The organism is Mesorhizobium sp. B2-4-14 (assembly GCF_006442155.1).
GTDB lineage: Bacteria > Pseudomonadota > Alphaproteobacteria > Rhizobiales > Rhizobiaceae > Mesorhizobium.
In genome coordinates this window covers 40,831-66,986 of the sequence record NZ_VFVA01000013.1, presented here as the reverse complement: position 1 = coordinate 66,986, position 26,156 = coordinate 40,831, and the positions used below count along the sequence as shown (strand labels likewise).

Here is a 26,156-nt window from a genome sequence, read left to right as displayed (position 1 = left end):
AGAAAAAATTGGCCGTTGAGCCGTCGATCATTGCTGAACAGACCGCCACGGCGGGCAAGCCGCTGCGCGCGGATGCCCGGCGCAATCGCGACCGGCTGGTCGAGGTGGCGGCGGAGCTGTTTGCGGAGCGCGGTATCGATGCCTCGCTGGAGGAGATCGCACGGCGCGCCGGCGTCGGCATCGGCACGCTCTACCGGCATTTCCCGACGCGCGAGCATCTGGTCGAGGTCGTCTACCGGCGCGAGGTGGAGGGGCTGTGCGCCGCCGCCGGCGAGCTCGCGCAAAAGCATCCGTCCGATGTCGCGCTGGAAGAATGGATGCGGCGCTTCGTCGACTATATCGCCACCAAGCGCGGCCTGGCGACCAGCCTGCGTATCCTGCTCACCACCAATTCGACGTTGTTTTCCGACACGTCGGGCCGCGTCTCGCAGGCGATGCGGCAACTGGTCGAGGCGGCGGTGGCCGACGGCACCATCCGCGGCGACGTCGACGCCTCGGACGTGCTGCACGCGCTCTCAGGCATCTACTCCGCGCCCGACACGCCGGAGTGGCGCGACCGCTCGCGCCGGCTGGTCAAGCTGTTGATGGACGGCTTGCGGTTCGGGGCGGGGACATCGACGAAGGCCGATCGCTGACCGAGGCCAGCAGCGGCCAACGCTGCGATCCGCCCGCCGGGCCACAAGGCTCGCACAAGCGCCGGAGCCCAAAGTGCCACCTGCACATCGTGCAGGCGGCGTGGAGGCTGAACCGGCCGTAACCACCGCGTGGCAGAAGGCTTGATCGCTTTGAAAAGCGCGGCAGTTCAAATCGAGACATTCCACGATCAGAACCTCATCATGGGCAAGGCGCCCATCGTGCGGGCCGTCTTCGAGGGGCGGGATATCTCGCCTTTGTGGAACGGGCTGTTCGGGCGCATTTCCGCCGATATCACCGATGCCGCGGCATTCCTGGACGTGTCCATCCTGCTTCATGCGATCGGCGAGGAAGACAAGGCGGCGCTCAGCCAGAAGGCGGCGCTCGAGATCAGCCGCCAATACCGGGTCCGCAACGGACGCGGCACGGGCCTGAACGTCCTTGTCTTCATGACGGCCGGCGACTTCATGGCCAACACGCCGATCGAATTCCTGCTCGAGGATTCCGACACGAACCTGCTGCTCTATTATGTCGATGCCGACACGGCCGATCTGAAGGACGTGCCCGAGCATGATGTCGCGTTCGTGGCTGTCGGCGAGTCGGCGGCGAACCTGGCCGTGCTGGCGAACCTCGACCGGTTGCTGGGCGATTGGGCCGGGCCGATAGTCAACAATGCGCCGCGCCGCATCATGGCGCTGTCCAGGCATGGCGTCGCCGAGGCGCTGAAGGACGAGCCTTCGATCCTTGCCCCACCCGCCGCGCGCCTTGACCGTGCCGTTATCGAGAGACTGGCTTGCGGGGAAATCGAGGTCGCAGCAATCCTCGCGGCGAAGGCGTTTCCGGTGATCGTGCGCCCGGCCGGCACGCATGCCGGCAAGGGCATGGAGAAGATCTCCACGCGATCGGAGCTTTCGGCCTATTTGATTTCGCATGCCGAGGCCGAATTCTATGTCACGCCATTCATCGACTACAGCGGGACGGACCGCAAATTCCGCAAGCAGCGCGTCGCGTTCATCGATGGGCGCCCCTATGCCAGCCATCTCGCGGTTTCCGAACATTGGATGGTCCACTATCTGAACGCCGGCATGACCGAGCACGAAGACAGGCGTGCCGAGGAAGCGTCGTGGATGGCCAGATTCGACAGCGACTTCGCGGTGCGGCACGCGCACGCCTTCGAAGCCCTTCACCGGCGCCTCGGGCTGGACTATTTCGCCATCGATTGCGCTGAACTCGCCAACGGCCGGCTGCTGGTGTTCGAGGCGGATGTGGCGATGATCGTCCATTCGATGGATTGGGAGAGTGTCTTTCCCTACAAGAAGAGCGCCATGCGCAAGCTCTTCGCGGCATTCGAAAACGCGCTGGCACGGCGCGCGGCGCGCGTGAACTCGACGCCGCTTTGATCGCAACCAACTCACCACTGCCCTGACTTCGGAGACCATCATGCCTGCAATTCAGCGCGGGATCCTGCCGGTGCCGATGCGCCCGGACCTGGAAACGATCGGCCTCGACCATCGCGTGGATTCGCCGGCATCCGTTTCGTTCCTGCTGCAGACGGGCGGCGACAGGCGCATCTGGCCGGACGCGATCACGCGGCGCAACCGCTATGGCACGCGCACCACCCCGGCGGACGACGAGATCTCATTCTCGTCGACGACGGCAAGCAACATCTCCCGCGAAGGGTTCCAGGCGGCCGGTGCCGAGCTCGCGCGTCTCATCGACATCGCGTCGCCTTCCCCTGTCGCCTCCGAGCAATGGTTCGCCGACATCCGGGACCGGATCGCCGGCAATCTCGGCTGCGCTGGCGCGCATGTGGTGCTCGCGGCATCCGGAACGGATGCGGAGCTTCTCGCTCTCTGCATGGTCGCGGGCGTCTCCAGGCGCCCCTTGACCAATGTGCTTGTCGCGCCCGATGAAACGGGAAACGGCGTTCCACGGGCGGCGGCAGGGTTCCACTATTCGGATTTGACCGCCCTCGGCAGCACCGTCGAGGCTGGTGCGCCGCTCGAGGGCTTGCCGCCGGACCGCATCGAGGTGCGCACGATCGCCATCCGCAACGAGACGGGCGAGCCTCGCCATCAGCATGACATCGATGCCGACATCATTGCCACCGTCGAGATGGAGCTGAGGCGGGATCGCGATGTCCTCGTCCATGTGCTCGATGCGTCCAAGACCGGGCTGCCGGCCGTAACCCGACAGGCGGCGCGCCACGTCGCGGCCCTTGCCCCGGGCCGGGTGCGGGTCATCGTCGACGCCTGCCAATTCCGCGGCTCGATCTCGCGCTTGAGGCAGGACCTCGCGGATGGTTTTCTGGTGGCCTTGACCGGATCCAAATTCGTCGCCGGTCCCCCTTTTTCCGGCGCTCTCCTTATCCCTGCGGCATTTGCCGAGGAACTTGCCGCGAAATCCGACATTCCAGCCGGCCTTGCGGAATACAGCGCGGCGCAGGACTGGCCCGCGGCCCTTCGCCAACGGATGCGGTTCGGCTTCAACTCGGAATTGAACCTGGGACTGGGGCTGCGCTGGGTCGCGGCGCTCGCCCATCTCGATCGCTACGCCGCGATCGACGAATCCCGGCAAAGCCTCGTCAAGGAGCAGTTTGTCCGCCTGGTGCGGTCTCGAATCGGTGCGATGAAAGGCGTCTTGCTGCATCAGGATGATGAAGGCGACCACCTCGGCTCCCGTGCAATGGTCCCGTTGACCGTCATGAACGGGGCCGGCGCTTTCGCGTCGTTCGAGGCGTGCCAGAGCATCCAGCTGTCGATGCGCGGTCTCGATGGGAGGCCGATCTGCCATGTCGGGCAAGCCGTGCGGCTCGGTTCGCGCACGGTCCTGCGCGTTGCCGCCTCCGCTCCCGATGTAATCGGCGTTGCGCAGGCGATGTCGGCCGGCCAGCCGCTGCATCAGGCCTTCGCTCCGATGGAAGCCAGGCTCGACGTCTTCTTCCACAAACTGTCGGCGGTCCTTCATCATCGCGGAGGCGCCTGATGTCGCGGGCGATCGAGCAGGAGCGCGTGGCGGCAGCAGAAGCGGCCGACACCTCCGGCAGCCTTGATCCATCGGACTGGGATCAGTTTCGCGAACTCGCGCACGACCTGCTGGACGACATGATCACCCATGTCGAGACGATCAGGCAGAGACCGGTATGGCAGCGGCCCAGCGATGAGGCGCGCGCCAGGTTTGTCCGCCCGCTGCCGAAGCGGTCCCGCGAACTGGGCGATGTCCTGGACGACGTGCGCGCGCACATCGTGCCGTTCGCCACCGGCAACCTGCATCCGGCGTTCATGGGATGGGTCCATGGCGCGGGCACGCCGATCGGCATGGTCGCGGAAATCGTCGCCGGCGGCCTGAACATGAATTGCGGCGGCCGCGACCATGCCGGTCTCGTGGTCGAACAGCAGATCGTGCGCTGGATGAGCGAGGCGCTTGGCTACCCCGCCGGGGCAAACGGCCTGTTCCTCACCGGCTCGTCAATGGCAAACTTCGTCGCGGTGACGATCGCCAAGACCGAGGCGCTGGGTCAGTCCGTCCGCGAGACCGGGCTGCGCGACTGTGACCGCCAGCTGGTCGCCTATACATCGGCCGAAGCCCATTCCTGCATCGCGCAGGCAATGCAGCTGTCCGGTATCGGATCGGCAAATCTGAGGACAGTCGCGGTCGACCATGCCGGAAGGATGCTGCCTGGCGCGCTGTGCGACACTATCGGGGATGATCGGGCGGCAGGCTTCCTGCCGTTCCTGGTCGTGGGCACGGCGGGAACGGTAAACACCGGGGCGATCGATCCGCTGGCAGAAATCGCTGAAATCGCGTCCAGGGAGAAACTCTGGTTTCATGTCGATGGAGCGATCGGTGCACTCGCTGTGCTGTCCGATTCCCTGCGCGAACTATTCAAGGGCATCGAGAATTCGGCGTCGGTGGCGCTCGATTTTCACAAATGCGGCCAGGTTCCCTATGATGCCGGATTCCTGCTGGTGCGCGACGGCGATGCCCAGAAGCGCACGTTCGCGCAGCCGGCCGCCTATCTGCAGCGCGGTGACCGCGGACTCGCCGCCGGCGAAACCTGGCCCTGTGATCTCGGTCCGGACCTGTCGCGCGGGTTCCGCGCCTTGAAAACGTGGATGACGATCGAAGCGCTTGGAACCGATCGCATCGGCGGCTCGATAGCACACACATGCAGGCTCGCCCGCCATCTCGCCGAAACCCTGGAACGCCACCCGGCATTCCAGCTGAAAGCGCCCGTGGCGCTCAACATCGTCTGTTTCGGCATTCGCGGGGCGGACTCTGAATTCATCCGCGACCTGGTGCTGGATCTGCAGGAATCCGGCCTGGCCGCGCCGTCGTGGACGAGCCTCAACGGCGAACTGGTGGTGCGTTGCGCCATCGTCAACCATCGCACGACAAAGGCCGACATCGACGGGTTCGTGGACACTCTCGACAGGTATCTGGCCGATCGCGGCTTTCATCCCGCCGCTGCACCGTCAATTCGCCATCGGTGATCGACGGTGCCACGGCGCGAAGGGCTCTATCGGACCTGCCGGCCGGAGATCACCCTCAGCCACGGCGCCAGATGGAAAGCACTCATCAGCAGATACATCGCCGGCATTCCGGTCAGGGTCGGGCCGGTCAGGATTGGGCCGGTCAGGATTGAGCCGGTCAGCGGCGAGGCGCCCATGCACAGCATGGCGCCGTCACCCCCTTGAAGGCAGGAGAGCAAGGCCATCAGCGCGAAAGTGGGCGCCGCGGCGAGGCACAGCCAGTCGGCGATGCCGAGGCTGGTGGCATTTTCGGCGGTCGCGCTGCCGATGCCGGAATGGATATCGCTCATGGTCTTTTTCCTTGATGGTTGCGAGCCGTCGGATCTGGTTCCTCGCCCCGGCAAGTTAGGGGTGGGGGTACTCGTAGGGCGAAAGCCTTGGCCCCACATGCGATAGCCCTGCACTCGGTGGGGGCGAGGAACCCAAGCTGGACAGTCCTTACTTGTCGCCCTTGTCGCGGAAGGCGGCTTCGCCGGCGGCGGCCACTTCGGCCCATTTCTTGTCGGCTCCGGCTTCGTAATTGTCGTGCCAGTTCCACCAGCTGTAGAGCGGGGTCTGGGGGTAGCCTTCGGGCGAGTCCTCCCAGACCTCCTGGCGGCCGAGCGGCGTTGCGTCGAGATAGCTCCACACCGTGCCCATCGCCTCGTCGCCGCGGTTGTTGATGAAATAGGTGCGGAAGATGCGCTCGCCGTCATGGATGAACACGTTGTGGCCGTGCCATTCGTCGACGCCGAAATCCTTGTCGAAGCTGTCGGTTATTGTGTACCAGGGCATGTCCCAGCCCATCCGCGTCTTCAGCCGCGCAATGTCGGGCTGCGGGGCGCGCGAGGCGTAGGCAAGGGTGGTATCGCGGGCGTTGAGATGGGCGAGGTGGCCGACCTGGTCGGCGCCCAGCGAGCAGCCGCGGCAGGCATGATCGGGCCAGCCATAGACGCCCGGCTCGAAGAAGGCGCGGTAGACGATCAGCTGGCGGCGGCCTTCGAACAGGTCGAGCAGGCTCGCCTTTCCATTGGGGCCTTCGAACACATAGGCCTTGTCCACTTCCAGCCACGGCATGCGCCGGCGTTCAGCGGCGAGCGCGTCCTTGGCGCGCAGCGTCGCCTTTTCCTTCACCAGCATCTTTTCGTGCGCGGCGTCCCATTCCTGCCGTGAAACGACCGGCGGGGTCTTCATCGTCGTGTGCTTGGTCATTGGTCTTCTCCTTTGTCAGTCATGGCGTCGTTGCGGACTGTCGTTGCCTGGACGTCCTGAGCCAGAATGGAGCCGCGCGGGGCGGGCGGTGCAAAAGCAATGGCATCCGCATCCTCGGGGCCGGCACAGCAGGGGTGGCGCTGGGCACGCCCGGTGCTGCCGTTGGTTGCGTCGGTGGACATTCAGTGTTCTCCGTTGTTGCGCCGCGCCGCCGATGCGGCTTGCTGCTTGGCTGCGGTGACTTAAGTTAGGGCGGTGCTTTGCGGGGGTGGGAGTTACAAGTGTGACGGGATTTGAATGGACTCGCTGATCACGGCGGCGGCGCTGGCACTGGCGGGAGGCGATCCGCTTGGCGCGCTTGACCGGGTCGCCTTGCGCGAGGACGCGCCGGCTCTGGCGTTGCGCGGCATCGCCATGGCGCAGCTCGGCGACTTCGAGCGCGCCAAGCAGCTGTTGCGGCGCGCCACGCGCGCCTTCGGCCCGAAAGAGGCTGTCGCGCGCGCCAGATGCGTCGTCGCCGAGGCCGAGATCGCCCTGGTCTCGCGCGACCTCGGTTGGCCGGCGAAGGCGCTCGACGCGGCGCGCGCGACGCTGGAAAAGCATGGCGACCGGCTGAACGCAGCGCATGCAGGCCACCTCAAGGTGCGGCGCCTGCTGCTGATCGGCCGTCTCGACGAGGCCGAGCATGTGCTGGCAGGGCTCGACCCGACGCCGCTTCCGCCGGCCGCCCGGGCCGCGTATGAGCTCGCGGTCGCCGGCATCGCCATGCGGCGCCTGCGGACCCGGCCGGCGCGCGCGGCGCTGGAATGGGCCCGTAACGCCGCCCGCCAGGCCGGCATTGCCGGCCTCATGGCGGAGGTCGACAGCGCATCCCTTGCCCTGGAGACACCCGCGGCAAAGCTGATCTCGCAAGGCACGGAGCGGCCGCTGCTGCTCGAAGAGGTCGAGACATTGCAGGGATCACCAGCGCTGATCGTCGACGCCTTCCGCTATACGGTGCGCAGCGGCGAGACAACGGTTTCGCTGGCGAGCCGGCCGGTGCTGTTCGCGCTGGCGCGTGCGCTCGCTGAAGCGTGGCCTGGGGATGTGTCGCGCGAGGAGCTCGTGGCGCGGGCCTTCGGCGGCAAGCATGCCGATGAATCGCACCGCGCCCGCCTGCGCGTCGAGATCGGCCGGCTGCGCGCCGAGCTTGGCGTGTTGGCGCATATCAACGCCACCAGGCGCGGCTTCACGCTGGCGCCGCTTCAGGCGCGCGCCGTGATGGTGCTGGCGCGGCCGATCGAGGAACGGCACGCGGCCGTGCTTGCCTTGCTTGCCGATGGCGAGGCCTGGTCGAGCTCGGCCCTGGCGCTGGCGCTCGGAACCAGCCAGCGCAGCGTGCAGCGGGCGCTCGAGCCGCTCGCCGAGGCCGGCAAGGTGCAGTTTTTCGGCCATGGCCGTGCGCGCCGCTGGATGACGCCACCGGTGGCGGGATTCACGACCACCTTGTTACTCCCGGCGCCGCTGCCGAACGGCTAGGACATGGTCCTGAAAAGTGGAATCCGTTTTGGGAACGGATCATCTTCCAAAGAAACGGACAGGGAAAATGACCACGGTTGAGGACTAGGACATGAAACATTCGGCGGCCGAAATCCTGCGCGAATACGGACCCTTTTCAGGGGTGGACCAGGTCGCGGGCGTGAGCTTCGACGGCAAGAATGTCTGGTTCGCCTCAGGCGACAGGCTGAATGCGTTCGATCCGAAAAACGGGCAGACGCTGCGTTCGATCGATGTCGCCGCCCATGCAGGCACCGCCTATGACGGCCGGCATTTCTTCCAACTCGCCGGCGACCGCATCCAGAAGATCGATTCCGATACTGGCGGGGTGCTCTCCACCATTCCGGCGCCAGGCGGCGGCCGCGACTCCGGGCTGACCTGGGCCGAGGGCACGCTCTGGGTCGGGCAGTACCGGGAGCGCAAGATCCACCAGATCGATCCCGAGAGCGGAAAAATCCTGCGCACGATCGAGTCCAACCGCTTCGTCACCGGGGTGACCTGGGTGGACGGCGAACTGTGGCACGCCACCTGGGAAGGCGACCAGAGCGATATCAGGCGCATCGATCCGGAGACCGGAAAGGTGCTCGAAAGGCTCGACATGCCGGCCGGCAAGAACGTGTCGGGGCTGGAATCCAATGGCGGCGACTGCTTCTTCTGCGGCAGCGGCCCCGCCGGCGTGGTGCGCGCGGTGCGCCGGCCGAGGTGAGGGTGCAGAGACAAAAGGGCGGACTACGAACCAGCGTCGCGTTCCTTCACACCCCCTCTGTCCTGCCGGACAGAGGGGGGTGCTTCGCGCCGCTGTCCACAATTTGGCATAGTTACATCTCTCGCGAATTTGTCCGCCAGCGACTGGCCGTCGTCCCGGGTCGTGCCTAGATAGGCTGCGTCGGGCGATCGCCCGGACATTCCTACGCAAAGGACTCCCCATCATGCCCGAACAAATCACGTTGAACGACGGCGCGACCATTCCTCAACTTGGCCTTGGCGTGTGGCAGGTCGATCATGACATCACCGCGCAGGTGGTGGGCTGGGCAATCAAGGCCGGCTACCGGCTGATCGACACGGCCGAGGGTTACCAGAACGAGGAAGGCGTCGGCGAGGCGATCCGTGGTGCCGCCGTGCCGAGAAGCGAGCTGTTCATCACCTCGAAGCTGCGCAACGGCGCGCACCAGCGCGACGCGGCACTTCGCGCCTTCGACGATACGATGACGAAGCTCGGCATCGAGCAGCTCGACCTCTTCCTCATCCACTGGCCGGTGCCCAGCCAGGACAAATATGTCGAGGCCTGGAAGACCCTCATCGAGCTGAAGCAGGCCGGCCGCATCAAATCGATCGGTGTTTCGAATTTCAACAAGGATCATCTGGAGCGCATCATCGGCGAAACCGGCGTGACGCCCGTCGTCAACCAGATCGAGCTGCATCCGCGTTTGCAGCAGCGCGCGCTGCGCGAGTTCCACGAAAGCCATGGTATCCATACCGAAAGCTGGAGCCCGCTCGGCAGCGGCCGGCTGATCGGCGACGCAACCCTGTCAGCCATCGCCAAAAAGCACGGCAAGTCGACGGCGCAGGTGATGATCCGCTGGCACCTGCAGCAAGGGTTGATCGTCATCCCGAAATCGATCCACCAGGACCGCATCGCGGCCAATTTCGATGTCTTCGACTTCGAACTGGACGCCCTGGATTTGAAGGCGATCGACGGCATGGATTCGCGCGACGGCCGGACGGGGCCGAACCCGGCGACGGCTGCATTTTTGTTCTGAGAGGGCGAAGCTGCCAATCTCCCCCCAAGTGGGGGAGATGTCCGGCAGGACAGAGGGGGGCGCGAAGGATCGCCAGCCTATTCGGTCGGTTCAGCCAATCCCGCTGTAACAACAATGTGCCGGCAAACATTGTCGATGTCGCGGATCACATCTTCATTCCAGAACCGCAGCACAGTCCAGTCGTCTTGTTCCAGGCGTTTCGTCCTAAACGCGTCAGCCGCAGCAAGATCCGCATCGCCGTGCTGTGAACCATCGACTTCCACAATCAGTTTCTTCTCCGGACAGGCAAAGTCGACGATGTAGCCGGCGATCGGGAATTGCCGGCGAAAGCCCAGGCCCATCAAACGATGCGCGCGAAGCTCGTTCCAAAGCCTCAACTCTGCGTCGGTCATGACCTTGCGCATCGATTTGGCGTTTGCGCGGTTCTGTGGAGGCATGGGCATATGCGGCATGGCTGTCCGGTCGGTTATTGAGGCCGCGCTCTACGGCGCCCCCCTCTGTCCTGCCGGACATCTCCCCCACTTGGGGGGAGATTGGCGGTTGCGCCGACTTCGCCAATCGCAGAGGGGAAGGAAGAGCGTTAAATCCCCGAGCCGTCCAACTGACCGGCGTCGTCGCCTTCCCAGGGGGCTGGCATGGAGGCGCGGGCGAGGTTGGCCGAGGGCAGGGGCATCCAGCATTTCAGCTCTGGCTCGGCATATTCGATGACGCGGCCCGGGGAAGAATCAGAGGCGCGCCAGCCCTCTTCGGCGAATTGGTCGGCGCGTGACCAGTAGGCGAGGTCGACTTCCGCCGGTCCCTGTTCGGAGGGACGGACCGTAACCAGAATCCGGCTGCCGTCCTTCGGCGCCGTCGACATGTGGCGCCACCGTTCGGGCTCGTCCATCGCATTTCCTCCTCGCACTTGCCTTGCGCAGTCCGGGCTGGCGGTGGGCATTGCCGGAACTGCCCTTCACATGAAGTGTCGCCTCGCGGTCCGGGCCGGTCAACCCCGGCTTTGCCCCAGACAACGGGTTTTGTGCGCCGTCGGCGCGGCGTCGGGGTATGGCAAGGATGAAAGGCGGCGACCGGCGTATACTTGTGGAGAGAACTTGAAAACGCCGGCCGCCATTTGGGGCGTTGGGGTGCATCACATTGGGGTCGCGATGCAGGGTCAGGCTACGCGGATGCCTGACGGCTTCAATCGGAACGCCGGCCCATGGTAAACAGGTGGTTACTATCCACAGGCTCTGCGGCGATCGGTCGGCTGCCCGCCAGTTCCGCCTGGCCTGCTGGCCTCCCCAGGGCAACTCACTGCTCCTCACGGCTGTGCGCAACGCGAAGCCTCTGCCCGGTGCGGCTCGACGCGCCGCGATGGGGTTGATAAGCCCGTCTGCGAAGGGAGAACCTGAGTCGAGACATGACCGTTGCGATCGAGATGGGCCACACCACGGCGGGCGCACCGGCGAACCTTGATCTCGAGGAGCTGCTGGCGACCCGCCTTCTGGTGCAGGGCAATTCGGGCTCGGGCAAGTCGCATCTCTTGCGCCGGCTGCTGGAGCAGAGCGCGCCCTGGGTGCAGCAGACCATCGTCGATCCCGAAGGCGACTTCGTGTCGCTGGGCGAACGTTATGGCCATCTGGTGATCGATGCCGAGGAGCATACCGAGCGCGGCCTGCAGGCGGCCGGCGAGCGGGCGCGCATCCATCGTGTCTCCACGGTGCTCAATCTCGAAGGGCTCGATGCCGAGAACCAGATGCGGCGGGCCGCCGCTTTCCTCGGTGGGCTGTTCGAGGTGGCGCGCGACCACTGGTATCCGATGCTGGTGGTGGTGGACGAGGCGCAGCTGTTCGCGCCGGCGGTGGCCGGTGAGGTGTCCGACGAGGCGCGCAAGCTTTCGCTCGGCGCCATGACCAATCTGATGTGCCGTGGCCGCAAGCGCGGGCTTGCCGGCATCATCGCTACACAGCGGCTGGCCAAGCTCGCCAAGAACGTCGCGGCCGAGGCGTCCAATTTCCTCATGGGCCGCACCTTCCTCGACATCGACATGGCGCGCGCGGCCGATCTCCTGGGCATGGAGCGGCGCCAGGCGGAAGCGTTTCGCGACCTGGAGCGCGGGCAGTTCATGGCGCTGGGGCCGGCGCTGTCGCGGCGGCCGCTCGGCCTGCGCATCGGCCCGACCGATACGAGCCCGCGCAACGGCACGCCGCGGCTGATGCCGCTGCCGGGGGCAGCGCTCGAGGACGCGCGCGCGATCATCCTGGCGGCACCGCCGCCCGAGACGGTGCGCGCACCGCGCCGGACGGCTTCGCCCGACCTGCTGGATCAATTGATGGCGGCGAAATCGGCGGCGCTGGAAATCCGGCCCGAGCCGATGGAACCGCCGATCAGCGCCGAGGATCTGGCGGAGCGGCGCGAGCGGGTCGACCGTGTGCTGCGCGCCGTGCTGGCGGAGCCCGATGCCGGGTTCCGCGTCATCGGCGTGCTCTACCAGGAATTCGTCGTGCGCTGCCGCATCGAGGGGCTGGCTTCGGTGGTGCCCGATCTGCCCGCGTTCCGCCGCATGCTGACGCGCGCCCGTGCCGGGCTGGGGTCCGAGACCACCGAGGACGATGCGTGGCGCGACGTTTCGGTCCGCGCCTCCCTGCTGCCCGACGACATGCAGGGCGTGTTCATGATGATCGCGCGTGCGGCGAAAGAGGGCTGGCCGTGCCCGAGCGACGCCGCGATCGCCCGCGCCTATGGCTCGCATTCGCTGCGCCGGGCCCGGCGTCTCCTGACCTATATTGAGGAGCAGGGCCTGATCGTCTGCCAGGTCCACGGCACGGGCAAGCGCACCGTGACGCTGGTGGAACTCGCCTGGGCCACGGCGCCCGGCGATCCCAATGCCGAGGAGGCGGAGCAGGGCAGCCTGGCGCTGTGAGGGGACTATGACGCGTTCAGCATCCGGCGGATCGCGCAGGCTGCCCGACGGCAATGTTGCCCGTCTGCGAGCCGGCTTCCGCAAGAGCAGGCGGAACGGCGCTGGCACGGCGGCGGTCCTGAGGTCGCTCATCGGCTTCTGGTGAGGGTGGCGCGGCCGCCAGTTGTCTCCAACGAGGCCGGACCAGGCCTGTTGCATTAGCGAACGCTGATGAAATGGTGTATGGATGCGAAAGCGGTCCCCGGCGATCGCGGTGTCGGGCTCCGCTTCAAAAGATGGGAGGATGCCATGGCCGAAGCTGCAATGAACGTCACGAAACTGGAAGCCAAATCGCATGACAAACCGGACGAGGTGCGCTCGCCCGCCAAGACGCGCGTCGAGGTGGTGCGGCTGCCAGGCTACACGCTCGCGCGGATGAACATGGAGCCAGGCTGGCGATGGTCCGAATGCGTGAAGCCGGTGGTCAAGACCGACAGCTGCCAGGTCTCACATGTCGGCTATGTCGTGTCCGGGACAATCACCATCAAAATGAAGGACGGGACGCAAAAGACCTTCAGTGAAGGCATGTCCTACACGATCCCGCCCGGCCACGACGCCTGGGTGGAAGGCAAGGCACCGTTCCAGTGCATCGAAGTGCTGAGCGCCGAACAGTACGCCAAACCGGTCTAGGCTCGATCCGCGGATCAGCCTGCCTTTGATAAGTCAGCGCTGGAAGCGCTGTAGTGGCCAAAAGAACGACGCGCCGGTCAGACCAATTCGGCCAGCACGGAACTTGGTCGGCCGGCGCCTGGGCTTGGTAAGTGGCCCAAGCCATAAACCAGCACGAGCGCAGTCTCAGTGCCGATGGCTCGCACCTTGGTAAGCCACGCTTTTTATTAGCATTATGAAACCAATGTGGTCGGCCGTCGTTGAGGGGCGCGAGGGCAATCATGACCGATCTCAGCGCCAAAGTCGCCAAGGACCAAAGCAACGTCTTGGCAAAAGGACCATTTCAGCGCCTCCTGCGGACCATCGGCCCGGGTTTCATCACCGGCGCCTCCGACGACGATCCCTCAGGCATCGGCACCTACAGCCAGGCTGGAGCGCAACTCGGGTTCTCTATCAGCTGGACGCTCCTCTTCACTTTCCCTCTCATGGCGGCGATCCAGGAGATAGCGGCGCGGTTAGGCCGAACCACGGGGCGGGGCATATCCGGCAATCTCTGCCGACACTACCCGGTTTCGCTATCGTGGTTTGTCGTTACGCTGGTGTTTGTCGCCAACGTCGTCAACATCGGGGCTGATCTCAGCGCCATGGGCGACGCTCTAAAGCTCCTGGTTGGTGGCCCGAGCTCGCTTTATGTCGTCCTTTTCGGTGCGATTTGCATCTCGGCGATCGTGTTCCTGAACTATTCGAAATACGTCACCGTCCTCAAATGGACGACACTCAGCCTGTTCGCTTATGTCGGTGCCCTTTTCCTCGCGCATGTACCATGGGGTGAGGCGGCAAGCGGTATTCTGATTCCCCGCATAAGCTGGAACGAGACCTTTTTCACGACGCTGCTTGCAATCCTGGGCACGACCATTTCGCCTTATCTGTTCTTCTGGCAAGCCTCGGAAGAAGTCGAGGAACAGCAACTCGATCCCAAGGCCAAGCCACTCCGTTGGGCGCCTTGGCAGGCCTCGCCGGCGTTTTCACGCATCCGCGCCGACACGCTGATGGGAATGGCCTTCTCGAATCTGATCGCGATCGCCATCGTCATCACCAGTGCCGCAACCCTGCACAAGGCCGGGGTGACGGATATCGGTTCTTCGACAGACGCCGCAAAGGCCTTGGAGCCGGTGGCCGGCCGTTTCGCATTCGTAATCTTTGCCGCTGGAATCATCGGCACCGGGCTGCTCGCCGTGCCTGTCCTCGCAGGCTCAGCCGCCTACGCGGTGGGCGAAGCTTTTCGCTGGCCAGTCGGTCTTGAGCGCCGGCCCAAGGAAGCCGTCGCCTTCTACGCCACCCTGGCGAGCGCCGGGGCCTTGGGGATGGGGATCATGTTCACACCGATCGACCCCATCAAGGCGCTTTACTGGAGTGCCGTGATCAATGGCGTCTGTGCGGTGCCGGTGATGGCGGTCATGATGCAGATGACGCATCGCCGGGAGATCATGGGAGAATTCCCCGTGCAAGGCTGGCTACGCGCGCTTGGATGGTTATCCACGCTGGTCATGTCGCTCTGTGTCCTGGGCTTGGTCTTGCAATGGGTGCTCTGAGCTACCGCTTCTCGGTTTTTCGACGGTGATGTCGCACAGTCGGCTCTGGCACGAGATGGACACCGCGCCATGGTGAGGCGACTCGATCAGTTCCCGCCAATCGGATCGAGCAAGCCGAAGATCGAGACGAGCAAGATCGCGGCAAGGCCGAGGCCTATCTCGGCCAGCGTGCCTGTCCGGATTGCGGCGAGGGCGGAGGCGCGATGTCGGCCGAGGCGCGGCACGAACCAATAGCGGTTGAGGATCGCTGCCGCCGTCATGAGGAAGACGACGACGATCTTTGCCGTCAGCAGCGCCCGGTAGGTAGGGGAGATGCCGAGTGGCCAGCCGACGATGAACAGGCTATTGCCGATACCGGACAGGATCGCAAGCGCGACAGCCCAGTGGCCGGCAGTCGAGAAGCGGCGCAGCGCTACCGTCGCGTCGGCCTTGAAGGGCGGCTGGCCGAATTGCGCGAGCACAATGAGCAGCGGCGGCAGCGCGCCTATCCATGCGCCGGCGGCAAGCACGTGCAGGACGTCGTTGAGCGGATGAACAACGCCTTGCCAGCCGTCCTGCATGACCGCATGTCCGCTGAAGGCGAGCGCCGCCAGACAGAGCGCTGCCGCGCCGGCGGTCGCCGCCGTCTTGAAGCGGGCAGGAGACAATTGCGAAAAGACAAGGATGACGACAGCCGCGAGCTGCGCCAGCCATGCCGTCCCGACGCTGGTCGTCATCAGCACATCGGTCAGTACCCGCCCGTTCACCGCATCGGTCCAGCCGTCGCCGATCATGGCGGTCTGGATCGGCAGGGCGAGAAGCGTGGTGGCCAGCGCAAGCCCGACCGCAACGAGGCGGGAACCAGCCAGCCGGTCGGCGATCGGCCCGGCCAGGCGCCGAGGCACAAGCGCCGCAAGGTAGCCGAAGCCGCCCCAGAGCATCATCAGCGCCGCATCGTGAACGAAGCGGCAGGCCATGAGGAAAGTGTCCGGCATCATCGGGCGGCCGGGGGAGGCAACATTGGGCGGTCCGTCATCACGAAAGCGAAAAGAGGGGGCATGATCGTGGGCCCCTTTGATCGATCACGGCTTCACGGTGAACTTGTAGTCGCCATGCGTCTTGTGGCCGTCCCGCGACAGCGCATGCCACTCGACCTTGTAGGTGCCGGCGGCGAGCCCGGCGGGAAGATCGACCATGAACGTCTTGTCGCCGTCCATCAGCATGTCGCCGTCGGTCTCGACTTGCTTCTTGTCCGGTCCGGTGACGTTTACGCCGGTGAACTTCAGGTTGAGCTCCTCGCTGAATTTGAGATCAAGTTCGGTAGGAGCATCTTTCACCGTGCCGTTTATCGGCGGCTGGGCAGCTTCCAGATGGGCATGGGCACAGGCGGTGCTCGAAAGCGTGGCGGAGGCGGCGATGAAAGCAGCTGCGAGCAAGATGTTGCGCATGGATCTGTTCCTTGGTGTCCTAAGAACGGGATAACGCGACATTTCCAAGCCCAAGAGCAAGGCATTTAAGGCCAAGGCGTCAAACAAACGCGTGATCCGGGCCTGCACCGCCCCTCGCGAATTGCAGCCATCGGGCGGCAGGTGTCGGCTTCCGGCTCGAATCAGCCGTTTGTTCTCTATCGCTCATCCACAATCCGCAGATACGCCGCCGTCACGAACAGCACGATCAGCCCGAACAGGATCCGTCTCGCACCTTCCGGCATCTGCAAGATCGTCAGCAGCGTCGTCAAAACGGTCAGGATGAGTGCGCCGATGATGGTGCCGGTGTAGCCGCCGCGGCCGCCGAAGATGGAGGTGCCGCCGATCACCGCGGCGGCGACCGAGGGCAGAACCAGCGGTTCGGCGAGCGACAGGGACGGGGCCTTGATCAGGCCGATATAGAGCAGGCCGGTTATGCCGGCGAGCACGCTCGAGGTGATGTAGAGCGCGGTGATCACCTGCCAGTATTGCACGCCGGAGAGGCGCGTGGCGTGCTCATTGTCGCCGACGGCGTAGAGCAGACGGCCGAAGCCGGTGCGCGCCAGCGTGAAGACGATGAGGGCGGCCAGCGGCACGTATAGCAGCAGGGCGTTTGGGAAACCCCAGGTGACGCCGGTGCCCAGCCAGTTGAGGAAATCCGGTATCCTGGCGCCCGACGCGATCACCGTGCGCTGGTAGACCTGCAGGCAGCCGGTGCCGATCAGGCTGGTGCCCAGCGTCATGATCAGCGGGTGGACGCGGAAGACGCCGACGCCGATGCCGTTGACCAGGCCGATCAGCACCGCCGGCATCATCGCCAGCAGGAACGCCACGGCAGGGTCCTGGTTGACGATTTGCGTCGCCATGATGAAGGCGCTCATCGTCGCCACGGTGCCCACCGACAGGTCGATGCCGCCGGTCAGCATGGTCATGGTCTGGCAGCCGGCGAGGATCGCCAGCGGAATGGCGAATTTGATGGTGTTGGCGATCCAGCGCTCGTTGACGATGCCGGGGCGCAGGATCTGCAGGATCACCACCAGGATGACGAGCAGGATGACCAGCGGGACCAGCGGCCGGTCGGCCATGAAGCGCTTTATCCGGCGGCCAAAGGGAACGGGCTGGGGCGTGATCGCGGTGGTGCTCATGCGGCGGCTCCTGTTCGCGATTAGGTTGGGCCGATGGTGTTCTTGGAGGAAGGCGCTCTACGGCGCCCCCCTCTGTCCTGCCGGACATCTCCCCCGCTTGGGGGGAGATCAGCTGTCATCGCGGCTTTCGTCAATTGTCCACATTGCAAGATTGAGCGGAGCGCCGAAGCTGCCAATCTCCCCCCTGGTGGGGGAGATGTCCGGCAGGACAGAGGGGGGCGCGAAGGATCGCCACGCTCATTTGCCAGCATCACACCCTTCATCATTGCCGCCCCCGCATCGTGATGAACGCCCCGAACATCACCACGGCGACCATGATCAGGCCTTCGATGATGGCAGTGACGTTGGGGTCGATGGCGAGTAGCGTCAGGTCGGTGCGCACCAGGCGCAGCACGAAGACGGCGACGATGGGGCCGAGCAGGCCGCCCTTGCCGCCGCCGAGCGCCACGCCGCCCAGCACCACGGCCGCGACGCTGGCCAGGAGATAAGGGCCGGGGATGGGGGCGCCGATGCCGGTGCTCATGGTCAGCGCCAGTCCGCCGAAGGCGGCGAACAGGCCCGACAGCGCATAGGCGATGATGCGAGTGCGCTTGACCGGTACGCCGCTGCGGAACGCCGCCAGTTCGCTGGAGCCGATGGCGTAGATGGACAGGCCAAGGCGCGAGCGCCTGAGCGGTATCCAGATGATCGCGAGGCAGACGATCAGCACCGGCAGCGCCTTCGGGACCCAGGCGTCGATGGCGTCGGGCAGGCCCGGTATCGGCACGGTGCCCGAGATCAGCGCCTTCAGCCACTCGGCGGCCGCGCCGCCGGGCGCTTCGAGCACCAGGAGGGCGGCACCCTGCAGCACGAAGAGCATCGCGAGGGTGACGACGATGTCGGGCACGCGGGTGACGACGATGAGCAGGCCATTGAGCGCGCCGAGCACGAAGCCCATGGCGAGCACGAAGGACACGACGAACAGCGCGTATTCTTCCGATGCGCCCGCCATCATCGAGGCGGCGGTGACGCTGGTCAGCGCCATCATGGCGGCGACCGACAGATCGATGCCGCCGGCGATGACAACCACGGTCTGCGCGGCGACAGCGAAAGCATAGGGCAAGACGGCGCGCGCCAGCGAGCCGAAATCGCCGCTGCCATAGCCCGGCTGGATCAGCTTGGTGACAATGAACAGAACGATCAGCAGGGCCAACAGGCCAATCACCCAGCCCTGACGGCGCAGGAAATGGCTCATGGCGCGGCCTCCGGCGTATCGGAGGCATTTCCCGACGTCGAATCCGATGGATTCGCCGAGGGATCGGCCAGAATGCCGATATCGGCCTTGGCGCCGCGCGGCAGGCCGTAGGCGGCGCGCATCAGCGCCGGCTCGTCGGCCTCCTCGACCGGGAAGATGTCGACGAGGCGACCGCCGAAGATGACGATGACGCGGTCGCAGACGCGCTGCACCTCTTCCAGTTCGGACGTATAGAACAGCACCGACTTGCCGTGGCCGGCGAGCTCGCGCAGCAATTTATAGATCTCCTGCTTGGTGCCGACGTCGATGCCGCGCGTCGGGTCGAAGCACAGGATGGTGCGGGCATCGGCGGCGATCCAGCGGGCGATCGTCACCTTCTGCTGGTTGCCGCCGGACAGGCGCTGCACCTCGCCTTGCGCACGGGTGTCGATCTGCAGCCGCTGGATGGCGCTGAGTACCGTGGCGCGCTCCCTGCGCATACGAATAGGCCCCCAGTTGCGAAGAGCCGCACTGAAGGGAAGGGCGATGTTCTCGCGCACCGAACGCTGCATGGCGAGCGCCTCGGAACGATCGCCCGGCACATAGGCGATGCCGGCACGGATGGCGTCGATGGGGTGAGAAAACTTCGCCGGCTGGCCGTCGACCTCGATCGTGCCGCCAGATGGCTTGATCGAGCCGGCAAGGGCTGCGAACAATTCGTCCTGGCCCTGGCCTTCCAGTGCCACGACGCCGGCCACCTCGCCATCGGCGAGATCGAAGGAGACGTCGCTGAGCTTGGTGCCGACGCGCAGATTGCGTACGGCAAGCCGGGGGCGGGCAGGGGCGGGCGCTGCCTTCTGGGCGGCGGTGCGGGCGGCGACGTGGGTCTTGACGATGCGGGTGCCGAGCATCAGCTCGACGATCTTTTCTTCCACGCCCGGCTCGATGTCGACGACGCCGACGGTTGCCCCGTCGCGCAGCACGGTGGCGCGGTCGCACAGCGCCGAGATTTCGACGAAGCGGTGCGAAATGAAGATCACGGCGCGGCCGCTATCGCCCTGGCGGCGCACCACTTCCAGCACTTTTTCGGCGAGGTTGGCGGGCAGTGCCGCCGTCATCTCGTCGAGCAGCAGCACATCGGGCTCGACGGCGAGCGCACGGGCGAGGTCGAGCACGCGCAGAATGGCCAGCGGAATGTCGCGCGCGGTGTCGCGGAGGTCGAGATCGGCAATGCCGAGTTCGCGCACCCAGGCGCGGAACGGCTCGATAGGCGTGCCGGTGAGCCGCAGATTGGACAGCACGTCGAGATCGGGGATCAGCGACGGCTCCTGGTAGACAGGCAGCAGGCCGGCGCGGCGCGCGGCGGCGGGCGAGCGTATGTCGCGGGCCTCGCCACGGATCAGGATGTGCCCGGCATTGGCTGAAATCGCTCCGGTCAGGATCTTCACCAGCGTCGACTTGCCGGCGCCGTTGGCGCCCATCAGCGCATGCACCTCGCCCGGTAGCACGGACAGCGACGCATTGCGCAGCGCGGCGACCGCGCCGTAATTCTTGGCGACGCCGGAGGCGTCGAGGAGGGGATTTGCGGTCAAATCGTTCGGGTCTCGGTTGTGGGACCAAATCAGTGCAAAGGTCGGCGCCGCCCCTCACTGTCCTGCCGGACATCTCTCCCCGTAAAACGGGGAGAGAGAGGCTGGCCGCGACGCTGGTGCCCTTCTCGAAACGTTGAAGGGTGGCGAAATCGACGACGAGTGTCCCTCTCCCCGTCACTATACGGGGAGAGGATGCCGGCAGGCAGGTGAGGGGCGGCGCCGACGGATGGCCGTCAGCAGCCCAATTACTCGCCCGGGCCCTTGCAGGCGACGATCTGGTCCTTGGTATAGGTCGTCCAGTCCGGGATCATGATCGAGACCGGCCATTCGGGGCTGAGCGACGGATCCGCCGCTGCCTTCAGCTTGGCCTTGCCTTCGTCGGTGGCGTTTTCCCACAGCTGCGGCTGCACCAGCACGGTGTGCTCCGCCGGCTTCTTGCCGTCGAGGATCTGCAGCGCCAGTGTGACGCCCGCACCGCCGATCGAGCCGGGATTGGTCACCGCCGCACCGACGAGGCCCTTGACCGAGCTCAACTGGCCGACGAAGCCGGCATTGTCGGCGCCGACGATCGGCACCAGCGGCGCCTGCGATTCCACCAGGGCGTCGACGATGACGTTGTCGATGCCCGAGGTCCACACGCCGTTGAACGGCGTGCCGGTGGCCAGGAACGACAGCATCTGCTGCTTGGCCTGGTCCTGCTGCCAGCCGGTGAAGACTTCCTGAGCGACCTTTACGTCAGGGAATTCGGCCAGCGCCTTCTTGAAGCCTTTGTCGCGATCGCTGTCGGCGGAAGCGCCGGCCGCACCGCGCATGTAGAACACTTCGCCCTTGCCGCCCATCTGCTGGAACAGCCACTTGGCGCCGAGATAGGCATATTGTTCCTGGTTGTTGGAGATGATGTAGGCCGATGGTTCGGTGACCGCCTGGTCGACGGCGACGACGACGATGCCGGCCTTGGTGGCTTCCTCAAGCCCCGCCTTGATGCCGGCCGGATCGGCGGGGTTGACGACGATGGCGTCGACCTTGGCGCTGATCAGGTTGCGGATGTCTTCCAACTGGCCGGCGGCATCGGTGTTGCGGTGGGCGATGTTGAGTTTTGCCACTTCGCCGGAGGCCAGCGCCTGCGCTTTCATGGCGCAGACCATCTCCTCGCGCCAGCCATTGCCCTGCACGGTGTTGGAGATGCCGATCGTGTATTTGCCGGCGGCGGACGAGACGCCCACCGAAGCCAGCAGGGCAGCACCCGCAAGCAGCGGGACCATGGTCAGGGTTTTCTTCATTTCAGTACTCCTCCACATTGTTTTTCAGTTCCAGTTCAACTCGTTAAAGCACGCCGCTGACAAACTGAGTCACGCAGCGCGCTTCAATTCATTTGACGAAGGGGCGCAGCACGTCGCGGGCAAGCAGGAAGCCACGCTTCACTTGATCGTCGCTGCCTTCAAATCGCCTGTCCTCGTGTTCGATGATGATGGATCCGTCATAACCGGCACGATAGAGTCCGGAGAAGAAGCCGCTCCAGTCGACATCGCCCAGCCCCGGCATGCGCGGCACCTGCCAGCCTATGCCAGCCGATAGGATTCCGCGCTCGTACAAACCATCATGATCAATCATCAGGTCCTTGGCGTGGACATGCAGCATGTAGGGGCCGAACTCCCTGATGAAGCGGGCCTGGTCGATCATCTGCCAGACCAGATGCGAGGGGTCGAAATTCATGCCGATTTCGCCGCCCCAGGTCTCCAGGATCCGGCGCCAGACCTGCGGCGAATAGGCGATGTTGTGACCGCCCGGCCATTCGTCGTAACTGAAGATCATCGGGCAGTTCTCGAAGGCGAGCTTGACGCCATGTCCGCGCGCGAAGGCAACGATCTCGGGCCAGATTTTCAGCGCGTCCTGCCAGTTGACATCGACGGGCTTGGAGGCATCGCCGCCGCAGAAAGTGTTGACCACCGGCACGCCCATATTGGCGGCCAGCACGATCACCTTCTTCAGATGGGCAATAACCGCCTCGCGGTGCGCGGCATCGGGATGCAGCGGGTTGGGATAATAGCCGAGGCCGGAAACGGAAATGTTCTTGTCCGCCAGCGAGGCGACGATCTCCCTGGCCTGTGCGGGCGAGGTCGAGGCGGCGTCGATATGGCTGGTGCCGGCATAGCGGCGGCTGGCGCCGGAGGATTTCGGCCAGCAGGCGATTTCCAGCGCCTCGAAGCCGACCGAGCTGGCCCAGCCGGCGACATCGCCAAGCGGCGTCTCCGCGAAGGGTGCGGTGAGCAGTCCAAGTTTCATCATGCCTCCCCTGGCCGTGGCTCACGACCGATGCCTATAATGCCGATTGTTTGGATCGCTTCAACCTCGCGACCTCATCTTGTTCAAGACTGTGCCGGACGGCTGCCATTGGATCGCCGGAAAGCAGCTCGCCCAGCGCCGAAATCACGGCCTCGCGAAATGCAGCGTTCGCGGCAAGGCCGGGGTCGAAAATCGTGTCGATGGCCAGGATGGCCGAAGCCAGCGCCGGCGCATCGCGGCCGGTGGCGTCGGCAATCGCGGCGACCTTGCCGGCATAGGGATCCGACACCGGCCAGAGCTTGCCGAAGCATTCCGAGGCCTGGATCAGATAGGCCATCCAGCCGGCGACCGGCACCGAGAGCAGTCTGACGCTGGCGCCCCGGCTTAGCCGGTCTCGGATCGGATTGAGCAGGCGCTGGACGATCTTTTGCGAACCATCGGTGGCGATCTGGTGGTTGCGGTGCCGGATCGCGGTGTTCTTCAGCCGGCCCAGGCTCTGCTCGACATAGGCCAACGGCTCCATGCCGGGCACCGGCATCAGCGTCGGCAGTGTCTCCTCGACCAGCATGCGGCGCACGAAGACCGACAGCAGCGGGTCGGCGACGGCATCTGACGTGTGTTCGAGCCCGGCCAGCACGCCGAGCGTGGCGAGCGTCGTCTGCGCACCGTTCAGCACCCGCATCTTGAGATGCTCGAACGGCGTGACATCGTCGACGAAGGTCGCGCCGACCAGATCCCAGCGCGGCGTGCGACCGGCGAACTTTTTCTCGATCACCCACTGCCGGAACGGTTCGCCGACGGCGACGGCGCCGTCGTGATAGCCGAACCATTGCTCGACGCTGTCGAGATCGTCCTGCGTCACCGCCGGCGCGATACGGTCGACCATGGCGGAGGGGAAGGCGGCTTTGGCTGCGATCCAGTCGGCCAGGCCGTTGCCGCGCCGTTCGGCAAAGGTCCGCACCACAGTCTCCAGGATGACGCCGTTGGTCGGGATGTTGTCGCAGGAGAGCAGCGTCAGCGGCTGACCATGCGTGGCTTGGCGCAACTCCAGCGCCCGCGTGAGGATGCCGGGCACGCTGCGCGGTGTCTCCGGGTTGGCAAGGTCATGGACGATGTCGGGGTGACCGAGATCAAGCTCGCCGCTCGACGGGATATGGCAATAGCCTTTCTCGGTCACCGTCATCGTCACCAGTTCGATGTCGGGTGAGGAGAGCACGTCGAGCGCTGGTCCGGCGCTGTCCTGGCTGTCCACCACCTTCACGATGCTGCCGATGACGCGCGCCTCGACGTGATCGTTCTCTCGGATCAGCCTGGTGTAGAGCCCGCTTTGGCGGCCCAGCGTCTTGGCGAGGTGAGGCGGGCGGATGTTGATGCCGACAATGCCCCAGCGGTCGAACTGGCGCGACAAAAGATCATCCGTGTATTCGGCCTGATGGCAGCGGTGGAAGGCGCCGACGCCCAGATGCGCCATACCGGGTTGGAGCGCGGCGCGGTCGTAGGCCGGCCTCTGGACGGTGGCGGGAAGCCTCTCCAGCAACTCGGGCCCGAGCGTTTCAGGCAAAGCGTTCACCGGTTCGCCCCGATCACCGACTGCTCCTGATCGATCACGGCGCCGGTCATCGGGCCGGCGGCATCGGAGAGCAGGAAGACGGCAAGATTTGCGATATCGTGTGGCGTCAGCAGCCTGCCGAATGGCTGCGCGGCATTGGCGGCGTCGAGCCAGCCCGGACCGTGGCCGAGCGTCTCGGCCTGCATGACGCGTTCGGCGGGCGTGTCGGTCCAGCCGACATTGATGCCGTTGACGCGGATGCGGTCGAAACGGTGGGCGTTGGCGGCATTCTTGGTCAGCGTCGCCAGCGCGCCCTTGGTGGCGGAATAGACGGCGAGTTCGGGCGCGCCGCAATGCGCGTTGATCGACAGGATGTTGAGAATAGCGCCGCCCTGTCCGCGCTTCTTCATGTCGGCGATGACCGCCTGCATCAGGAAGAAGGGCGCGCGGGCATTGACGGCGAACAACGAGGCCCAGTCGTCGAGGCTGGCATCGAGGAAGGAGGCACGGTCGGTGAGGCCGGCGGCATTGACGAGACCGTCGATGCGGCCGAACCGCTCTATGCAGGATTGCGCCAGGAGGGCAGGGGCTTGCGGATCCGCAAGGTCGGCGGCGACGAAGACGGTCGGCGTGCCCAATTGCGAAAGCTCCGCCGCCACGGCGTCGCCACGCATCTTGTCGCGGCCGGTGACCAGAAGGCCCGCCGCGCCGGAGCGCGCCAGCGTCTCGGCGATGGCGCGGCCGATGCCTTGCGTCGACCCGGTGACCAAAATCACCTTGCCGTCGAGCCTGATCTCCATTCCTCCTCCCGGAACAAAGTTTCTATTTTTTGAAATATCGAACGATGGTTCCCAGATAGTCAATTGTTTCAGCGTGGGTTCACAGGACAATCGCTGCTGGTTGGCGCTGCCCCTCACCTGCCTGCCGGCATCCTCTCCCCGTATAGGGACGGGGAGAGGAGAGCTCGTCGCCACTTTCGCCAATTATCGACCTTGCGATGCGGTCGCCTGCCTTGCTGCCAGCCCCTTCTCCCCGTCACTATACGGGGAGAAGTGCCCGGCAGGGCGATGAGGGGCGGCGCTGACTTTGGCAGTTGATGGTCGGAACTGTCATTGACGAAAGGCGATTGCCTCAATGCCTTACTTGCCGCGCCGCGCCACCACGCCATGGACCAGCGCCATGCCGACCGCCAGCGAGGCGGCCAGCGAGCGGAAGCCGGCGAAGTCGGATTCCACCACCTCCAGCCAGCTGTCCGACAGCCGGGTCAGCGGGCTGAAGGTGCTGTCGGTTATGGTGACGATGCGGGCCTTGCGCTCATGCGCCACGGCGACGAGGTCGGGCGTGATCGAATTGTAGGGGCTGAAGGAGACCGCCAGCACGGCGTCCCGGCTGCCGATGCAGCCGACCTGGTCGAGCGCGGTCGAGCCGACATTGTCGACCAGCACGTTGCGCACGCCTTGCTGCGAGAGCGTCAGCGACACATAGGCGGTGACGGGAAAGGCGCGCTTGGAGCCGATGACATAGATCAGGTCGGCGGCGGCCAGCAGCGTCACCATCTTCTCGAAACTCCCGACGTCCAAGCCGGCCTCGATGCGGCCAAGCGAAGCTTGCGAGGCGCCGACCATGCCGTGCAGGAAATGCAGCCGAGCATTGGGCTCGGCCTCGCTGCGCTGTTCGCCACGCCCTTCCGGCCACGAGCCCTTCACATGCTCCTTGAACAGGCCCTGGAAATCGGAAAATCCGGAATAGCCGAAGATCTGCGCGAAGCGCACCAGCGTCGAGGGCTGCACGCCGGCCTGGGCCGCCACCTGCGCGATGGTGCCGAGCGCGACGTCGCTCGGGTGCTGCCAAAGGAAGATCGCCACCTGGCGCAGCCGCTTGGGGAAATGCACGGTGCCCGACGACAGCACCGCGCGCAGTTCCTCATAGGTTTGCGGCTGGATATAGCCCAATGCCGCCAGCGAGCGCCCGCGCTTGCGCGTCGCGGCCTCGTCGGCACTGGATCGACCGGATGATTTGCGCGCCCCGCTCATGATTTCAGGCTAGCGCGGCACGATCGTTTTACAATATGGAAATTGGAAATCCTGTTCGATGGCGAATTGTGGTCTTGGATGCGAACGGTTCAAAGGTGGTGC

Annotated in this window: 25 protein-coding genes; 10 read left to right on the top strand and 15 right to left on the bottom strand. The window is 65.3% G+C overall.

Annotated elements, in window-relative coordinates; translation table 11 throughout:
• Positions 1-8 precede the first annotated feature (8 nt).
• The 4 genes from FJ938_RS13980 (at position 9) to FJ938_RS13965 (ending at position 5,126) form a co-directional block, all read left to right on the top strand.
• Complete coding sequence (locus tag FJ938_RS13980; protein ID WP_140694560.1) at positions 9-635, top strand: TetR/AcrR family transcriptional regulator; 627 nt, start codon at positions 9-11, stop codon at positions 633-635.
• Between the two features lie 141 nt (positions 636-776).
• Complete coding sequence (locus FJ938_RS13975) at positions 777-2,033, top strand: tetratricopeptide repeat-containing protein (RefSeq protein ID WP_140694557.1); 1,257 nt, start codon at positions 777-779, stop codon at positions 2,031-2,033.
• Between the two features lie 40 nt (positions 2,034-2,073).
• Complete coding sequence (locus tag FJ938_RS13970; protein ID WP_140694555.1) at positions 2,074-3,618, top strand: hypothetical protein; 1,545 nt, start codon at positions 2,074-2,076, stop codon at positions 3,616-3,618.
• A complete protein-coding gene (locus FJ938_RS13965) occupies positions 3,618-5,126 on the top strand; it encodes a pyridoxal-dependent decarboxylase (protein ID WP_140694552.1) in 1,509 nt (502 codons plus the stop codon). Before FJ938_RS13970 ends, FJ938_RS13965 begins: the two co-directional genes overlap by 1 nt.
• Before the next feature lie 26 nt (positions 5,127-5,152).
• On the opposite strand, the gene FJ938_RS13960 is transcribed toward FJ938_RS13965, so the two are convergent.
• The 3 genes from FJ938_RS13960 to FJ938_RS13950 all read right to left on the bottom strand — a co-directional run bounded on the left by FJ938_RS13960 (position 5,153) and on the right by FJ938_RS13950 (position 6,538).
• Positions 5,153-5,455 carry a hypothetical protein gene (locus tag FJ938_RS13960; RefSeq protein ID WP_140694550.1) on the bottom strand — a complete coding sequence of 101 codons (303 nt, stop codon included), beginning with the start codon at positions 5,453-5,455 and terminating at the stop codon, positions 5,153-5,155.
• A 148-nt stretch (positions 5,456-5,603) separates the two neighbouring features.
• Entirely contained in the window at positions 5,604-6,356 is a 753-nt protein-coding gene (locus FJ938_RS13955) for a thioredoxin family protein (protein WP_140694548.1), read from the bottom strand.
• Positions 6,353-6,538 (bottom strand): hypothetical protein, encoded by a 186-nt coding sequence (locus FJ938_RS13950; RefSeq protein WP_140694546.1) that lies wholly within the window; start codon positions 6,536-6,538, stop codon positions 6,353-6,355. Before FJ938_RS13950 ends, FJ938_RS13955 begins: the two co-directional genes overlap by 4 nt.
• Before the next feature lie 115 nt (positions 6,539-6,653).
• Here FJ938_RS13950 and FJ938_RS13945 point away from each other — a divergent pair, with 115 nt between their 5' ends.
• The 3 genes from FJ938_RS13945 (at position 6,654) to FJ938_RS13935 (ending at position 9,652) form a co-directional block, all read left to right on the top strand.
• Entirely contained in the window at positions 6,654-7,874 is a 1,221-nt protein-coding gene (locus tag FJ938_RS13945; protein WP_140694544.1) for a helix-turn-helix domain-containing protein, read from the top strand.
• Positions 7,875-7,965: 91 nt separating this feature from the next.
• Positions 7,966-8,598 carry a PQQ-binding-like beta-propeller repeat protein gene (locus tag FJ938_RS13940; RefSeq protein ID WP_140694542.1) on the top strand — a complete coding sequence of 211 codons (633 nt, stop codon included), beginning with the start codon at positions 7,966-7,968 and terminating at the stop codon, positions 8,596-8,598.
• A gap of 223 nt (positions 8,599-8,821) precedes the next feature.
• On the top strand, positions 8,822-9,652 hold the full coding sequence (locus tag FJ938_RS13935) for an aldo/keto reductase (RefSeq protein WP_140612004.1): 831 nt from the start codon (positions 8,822-8,824) through the stop codon (positions 9,650-9,652).
• 77 nt (positions 9,653-9,729) lie between these two features.
• Here the strand turns inward: FJ938_RS13935 and FJ938_RS13930 are convergent, their stop codons facing one another.
• Together FJ938_RS13930 and FJ938_RS13925 are read right to left on the bottom strand one after the other, a co-directional pair.
• Positions 9,730-10,104 carry an endonuclease domain-containing protein gene (locus FJ938_RS13930; protein ID WP_140694540.1) on the bottom strand — a complete coding sequence of 125 codons (375 nt, stop codon included), beginning with the start codon at positions 10,102-10,104 and terminating at the stop codon, positions 9,730-9,732.
• A gap of 128 nt (positions 10,105-10,232) precedes the next feature.
• Complete coding sequence (locus tag FJ938_RS13925; protein ID WP_140611998.1) at positions 10,233-10,538, bottom strand: hypothetical protein; 306 nt, start codon at positions 10,536-10,538, stop codon at positions 10,233-10,235.
• Positions 10,539-11,051: 513 nt separating this feature from the next.
• On the opposite strand from FJ938_RS13925, the gene FJ938_RS13920 reads away from it, so the two are divergent.
• The 3 genes from FJ938_RS13920 (at position 11,052) to FJ938_RS13910 (ending at position 14,794) form a co-directional block, all read left to right on the top strand.
• On the top strand, positions 11,052-12,554 hold the full coding sequence (locus FJ938_RS13920; protein ID WP_140694537.1) for an ATP-binding protein: 1,503 nt from the start codon (positions 11,052-11,054) through the stop codon (positions 12,552-12,554).
• A 288-nt stretch (positions 12,555-12,842) separates the two neighbouring features.
• Positions 12,843-13,223 carry a cupin domain-containing protein gene (locus FJ938_RS13915; RefSeq protein ID WP_140611992.1) on the top strand — a complete coding sequence of 127 codons (381 nt, stop codon included), beginning with the start codon at positions 12,843-12,845 and terminating at the stop codon, positions 13,221-13,223.
• A gap of 260 nt (positions 13,224-13,483) precedes the next feature.
• Complete coding sequence (locus FJ938_RS13910) at positions 13,484-14,794, top strand: divalent metal cation transporter (RefSeq protein WP_140694534.1); 1,311 nt, start codon at positions 13,484-13,486, stop codon at positions 14,792-14,794.
• Positions 14,795-14,880: 86 nt separating this feature from the next.
• Here the strand turns inward: FJ938_RS13910 and copD are convergent, their stop codons facing one another.
• The 10 genes from copD to FJ938_RS13845 form a co-directional block, all read right to left on the bottom strand.
• A complete protein-coding gene (gene copD / locus FJ938_RS13905) occupies positions 14,881-15,750 on the bottom strand; it encodes a copper homeostasis membrane protein CopD (protein WP_181169085.1) in 870 nt (289 codons plus the stop codon).
• A gap of 105 nt (positions 15,751-15,855) precedes the next feature.
• Positions 15,856-16,221 carry a copper homeostasis periplasmic binding protein CopC gene (gene copC, locus FJ938_RS13900; protein ID WP_140611984.1) on the bottom strand — a complete coding sequence of 122 codons (366 nt, stop codon included), beginning with the start codon at positions 16,219-16,221 and terminating at the stop codon, positions 15,856-15,858.
• A 176-nt stretch (positions 16,222-16,397) separates the two neighbouring features.
• Complete coding sequence (locus FJ938_RS13895; protein ID WP_140694529.1) at positions 16,398-17,384, bottom strand: ABC transporter permease; 987 nt, start codon at positions 17,382-17,384, stop codon at positions 16,398-16,400.
• A gap of 262 nt (positions 17,385-17,646) precedes the next feature.
• Entirely contained in the window at positions 17,647-18,618 is a 972-nt protein-coding gene (locus FJ938_RS13885) for an ABC transporter permease (protein ID WP_140694527.1), read from the bottom strand.
• The gene (locus FJ938_RS13880) at positions 18,615-20,189 is read right to left on the bottom strand and encodes a sugar ABC transporter ATP-binding protein (protein ID WP_140694524.1); all 1,575 of its coding nucleotides are present in this window, start codon (positions 20,187-20,189) and stop codon (positions 18,615-18,617) included. Before FJ938_RS13880 ends, FJ938_RS13885 begins: the two co-directional genes overlap by 4 nt.
• A gap of 245 nt (positions 20,190-20,434) precedes the next feature.
• Positions 20,435-21,469: an ABC transporter substrate-binding protein gene (locus tag FJ938_RS13870; RefSeq protein ID WP_140613565.1), complete on the bottom strand. Its 1,035-nt coding sequence runs from the start codon at positions 21,467-21,469 to the stop codon at positions 20,435-20,437.
• An 88-nt stretch (positions 21,470-21,557) separates the two neighbouring features.
• A complete protein-coding gene (locus FJ938_RS13865) occupies positions 21,558-22,472 on the bottom strand; it encodes a sugar phosphate isomerase/epimerase (protein WP_140694729.1) in 915 nt (304 codons plus the stop codon).
• 34 nt (positions 22,473-22,506) lie between these two features.
• Positions 22,507-24,042: a mannitol dehydrogenase family protein gene (locus FJ938_RS13860; RefSeq protein WP_140694521.1), complete on the bottom strand. Its 1,536-nt coding sequence runs from the start codon at positions 24,040-24,042 to the stop codon at positions 22,507-22,509.
• A complete protein-coding gene (locus FJ938_RS13855; RefSeq protein ID WP_140613563.1) occupies positions 24,039-24,821 on the bottom strand; it encodes an SDR family oxidoreductase in 783 nt (260 codons plus the stop codon). Before FJ938_RS13855 ends, FJ938_RS13860 begins: the two co-directional genes overlap by 4 nt.
• Before the next feature lie 339 nt (positions 24,822-25,160).
• Complete coding sequence (locus FJ938_RS13845; RefSeq protein ID WP_140694519.1) at positions 25,161-26,054, bottom strand: MurR/RpiR family transcriptional regulator; 894 nt, start codon at positions 26,052-26,054, stop codon at positions 25,161-25,163.
• Positions 26,055-26,156: the final 102 nt, after the last annotated feature.

Coding starts and splice junctions, on each gene's coding strand:
- FJ938_RS13970 (WP_140694555.1), top strand. CDS start 2,074: ATGCCTGCAATTCAGCGCGGGATCCTGCCGGTGCCGATGCGCCCGGAC.
- FJ938_RS13965 (WP_140694552.1), top strand. CDS start 3,618: ATGTCGCGGGCGATCGAGCAGGAGCGCGTGGCGGCAGCAGAAGCGGCC.
- FJ938_RS13960 (WP_140694550.1), bottom strand. CDS start 5,455: ATGAGCGATATCCATTCCGGCATCGGCAGCGCGACCGCCGAAAATGCC.
- FJ938_RS13955 (WP_140694548.1), bottom strand. CDS start 6,356: ATGACCAAGCACACGACGATGAAGACCCCGCCGGTCGTTTCACGGCAG.
- FJ938_RS13950 (WP_140694546.1), bottom strand. CDS start 6,538: ATGTCCACCGACGCAACCAACGGCAGCACCGGGCGTGCCCAGCGCCAC.
- FJ938_RS13945 (WP_140694544.1), top strand. CDS start 6,654: ATGGACTCGCTGATCACGGCGGCGGCGCTGGCACTGGCGGGAGGCGAT.
- FJ938_RS13940 (WP_140694542.1), top strand. CDS start 7,966: ATGAAACATTCGGCGGCCGAAATCCTGCGCGAATACGGACCCTTTTCA.
- FJ938_RS13935 (WP_140612004.1), top strand. CDS start 8,822: ATGCCCGAACAAATCACGTTGAACGACGGCGCGACCATTCCTCAACTT.
- FJ938_RS13930 (WP_140694540.1), bottom strand. CDS start 10,104: ATGCCGCATATGCCCATGCCTCCACAGAACCGCGCAAACGCCAAATCG.
- FJ938_RS13925 (WP_140611998.1), bottom strand. CDS start 10,538: ATGGACGAGCCCGAACGGTGGCGCCACATGTCGACGGCGCCGAAGGAC.
- FJ938_RS13920 (WP_140694537.1), top strand. CDS start 11,052: ATGACCGTTGCGATCGAGATGGGCCACACCACGGCGGGCGCACCGGCG.
- FJ938_RS13915 (WP_140611992.1), top strand. CDS start 12,843: ATGGCCGAAGCTGCAATGAACGTCACGAAACTGGAAGCCAAATCGCAT.
- FJ938_RS13910 (WP_140694534.1), top strand. CDS start 13,484: ATGACCGATCTCAGCGCCAAAGTCGCCAAGGACCAAAGCAACGTCTTG.
- copD (WP_181169085.1), bottom strand. CDS start 15,750: ATGGCCTGCCGCTTCGTTCACGATGCGGCGCTGATGATGCTCTGGGGC.
- copC (WP_140611984.1), bottom strand. CDS start 16,221: ATGCGCAACATCTTGCTCGCAGCTGCTTTCATCGCCGCCTCCGCCACG.
- FJ938_RS13895 (WP_140694529.1), bottom strand. CDS start 17,384: ATGAGCACCACCGCGATCACGCCCCAGCCCGTTCCCTTTGGCCGCCGG.
- FJ938_RS13885 (WP_140694527.1), bottom strand. CDS start 18,618: ATGAGCCATTTCCTGCGCCGTCAGGGCTGGGTGATTGGCCTGTTGGCC.
- FJ938_RS13870 (WP_140613565.1), bottom strand. CDS start 21,469: ATGAAGAAAACCCTGACCATGGTCCCGCTGCTTGCGGGTGCTGCCCTG.
- FJ938_RS13865 (WP_140694729.1), bottom strand. CDS start 22,472: ATGAAACTTGGACTGCTCACCGCACCCTTCGCGGAGACGCCGCTTGGC.
- FJ938_RS13855 (WP_140613563.1), bottom strand. CDS start 24,821: ATGGAGATCAGGCTCGACGGCAAGGTGATTTTGGTCACCGGGTCGACG.
- FJ938_RS13845 (WP_140694519.1), bottom strand. CDS start 26,054: ATGAGCGGGGCGCGCAAATCATCCGGTCGATCCAGTGCCGACGAGGCC.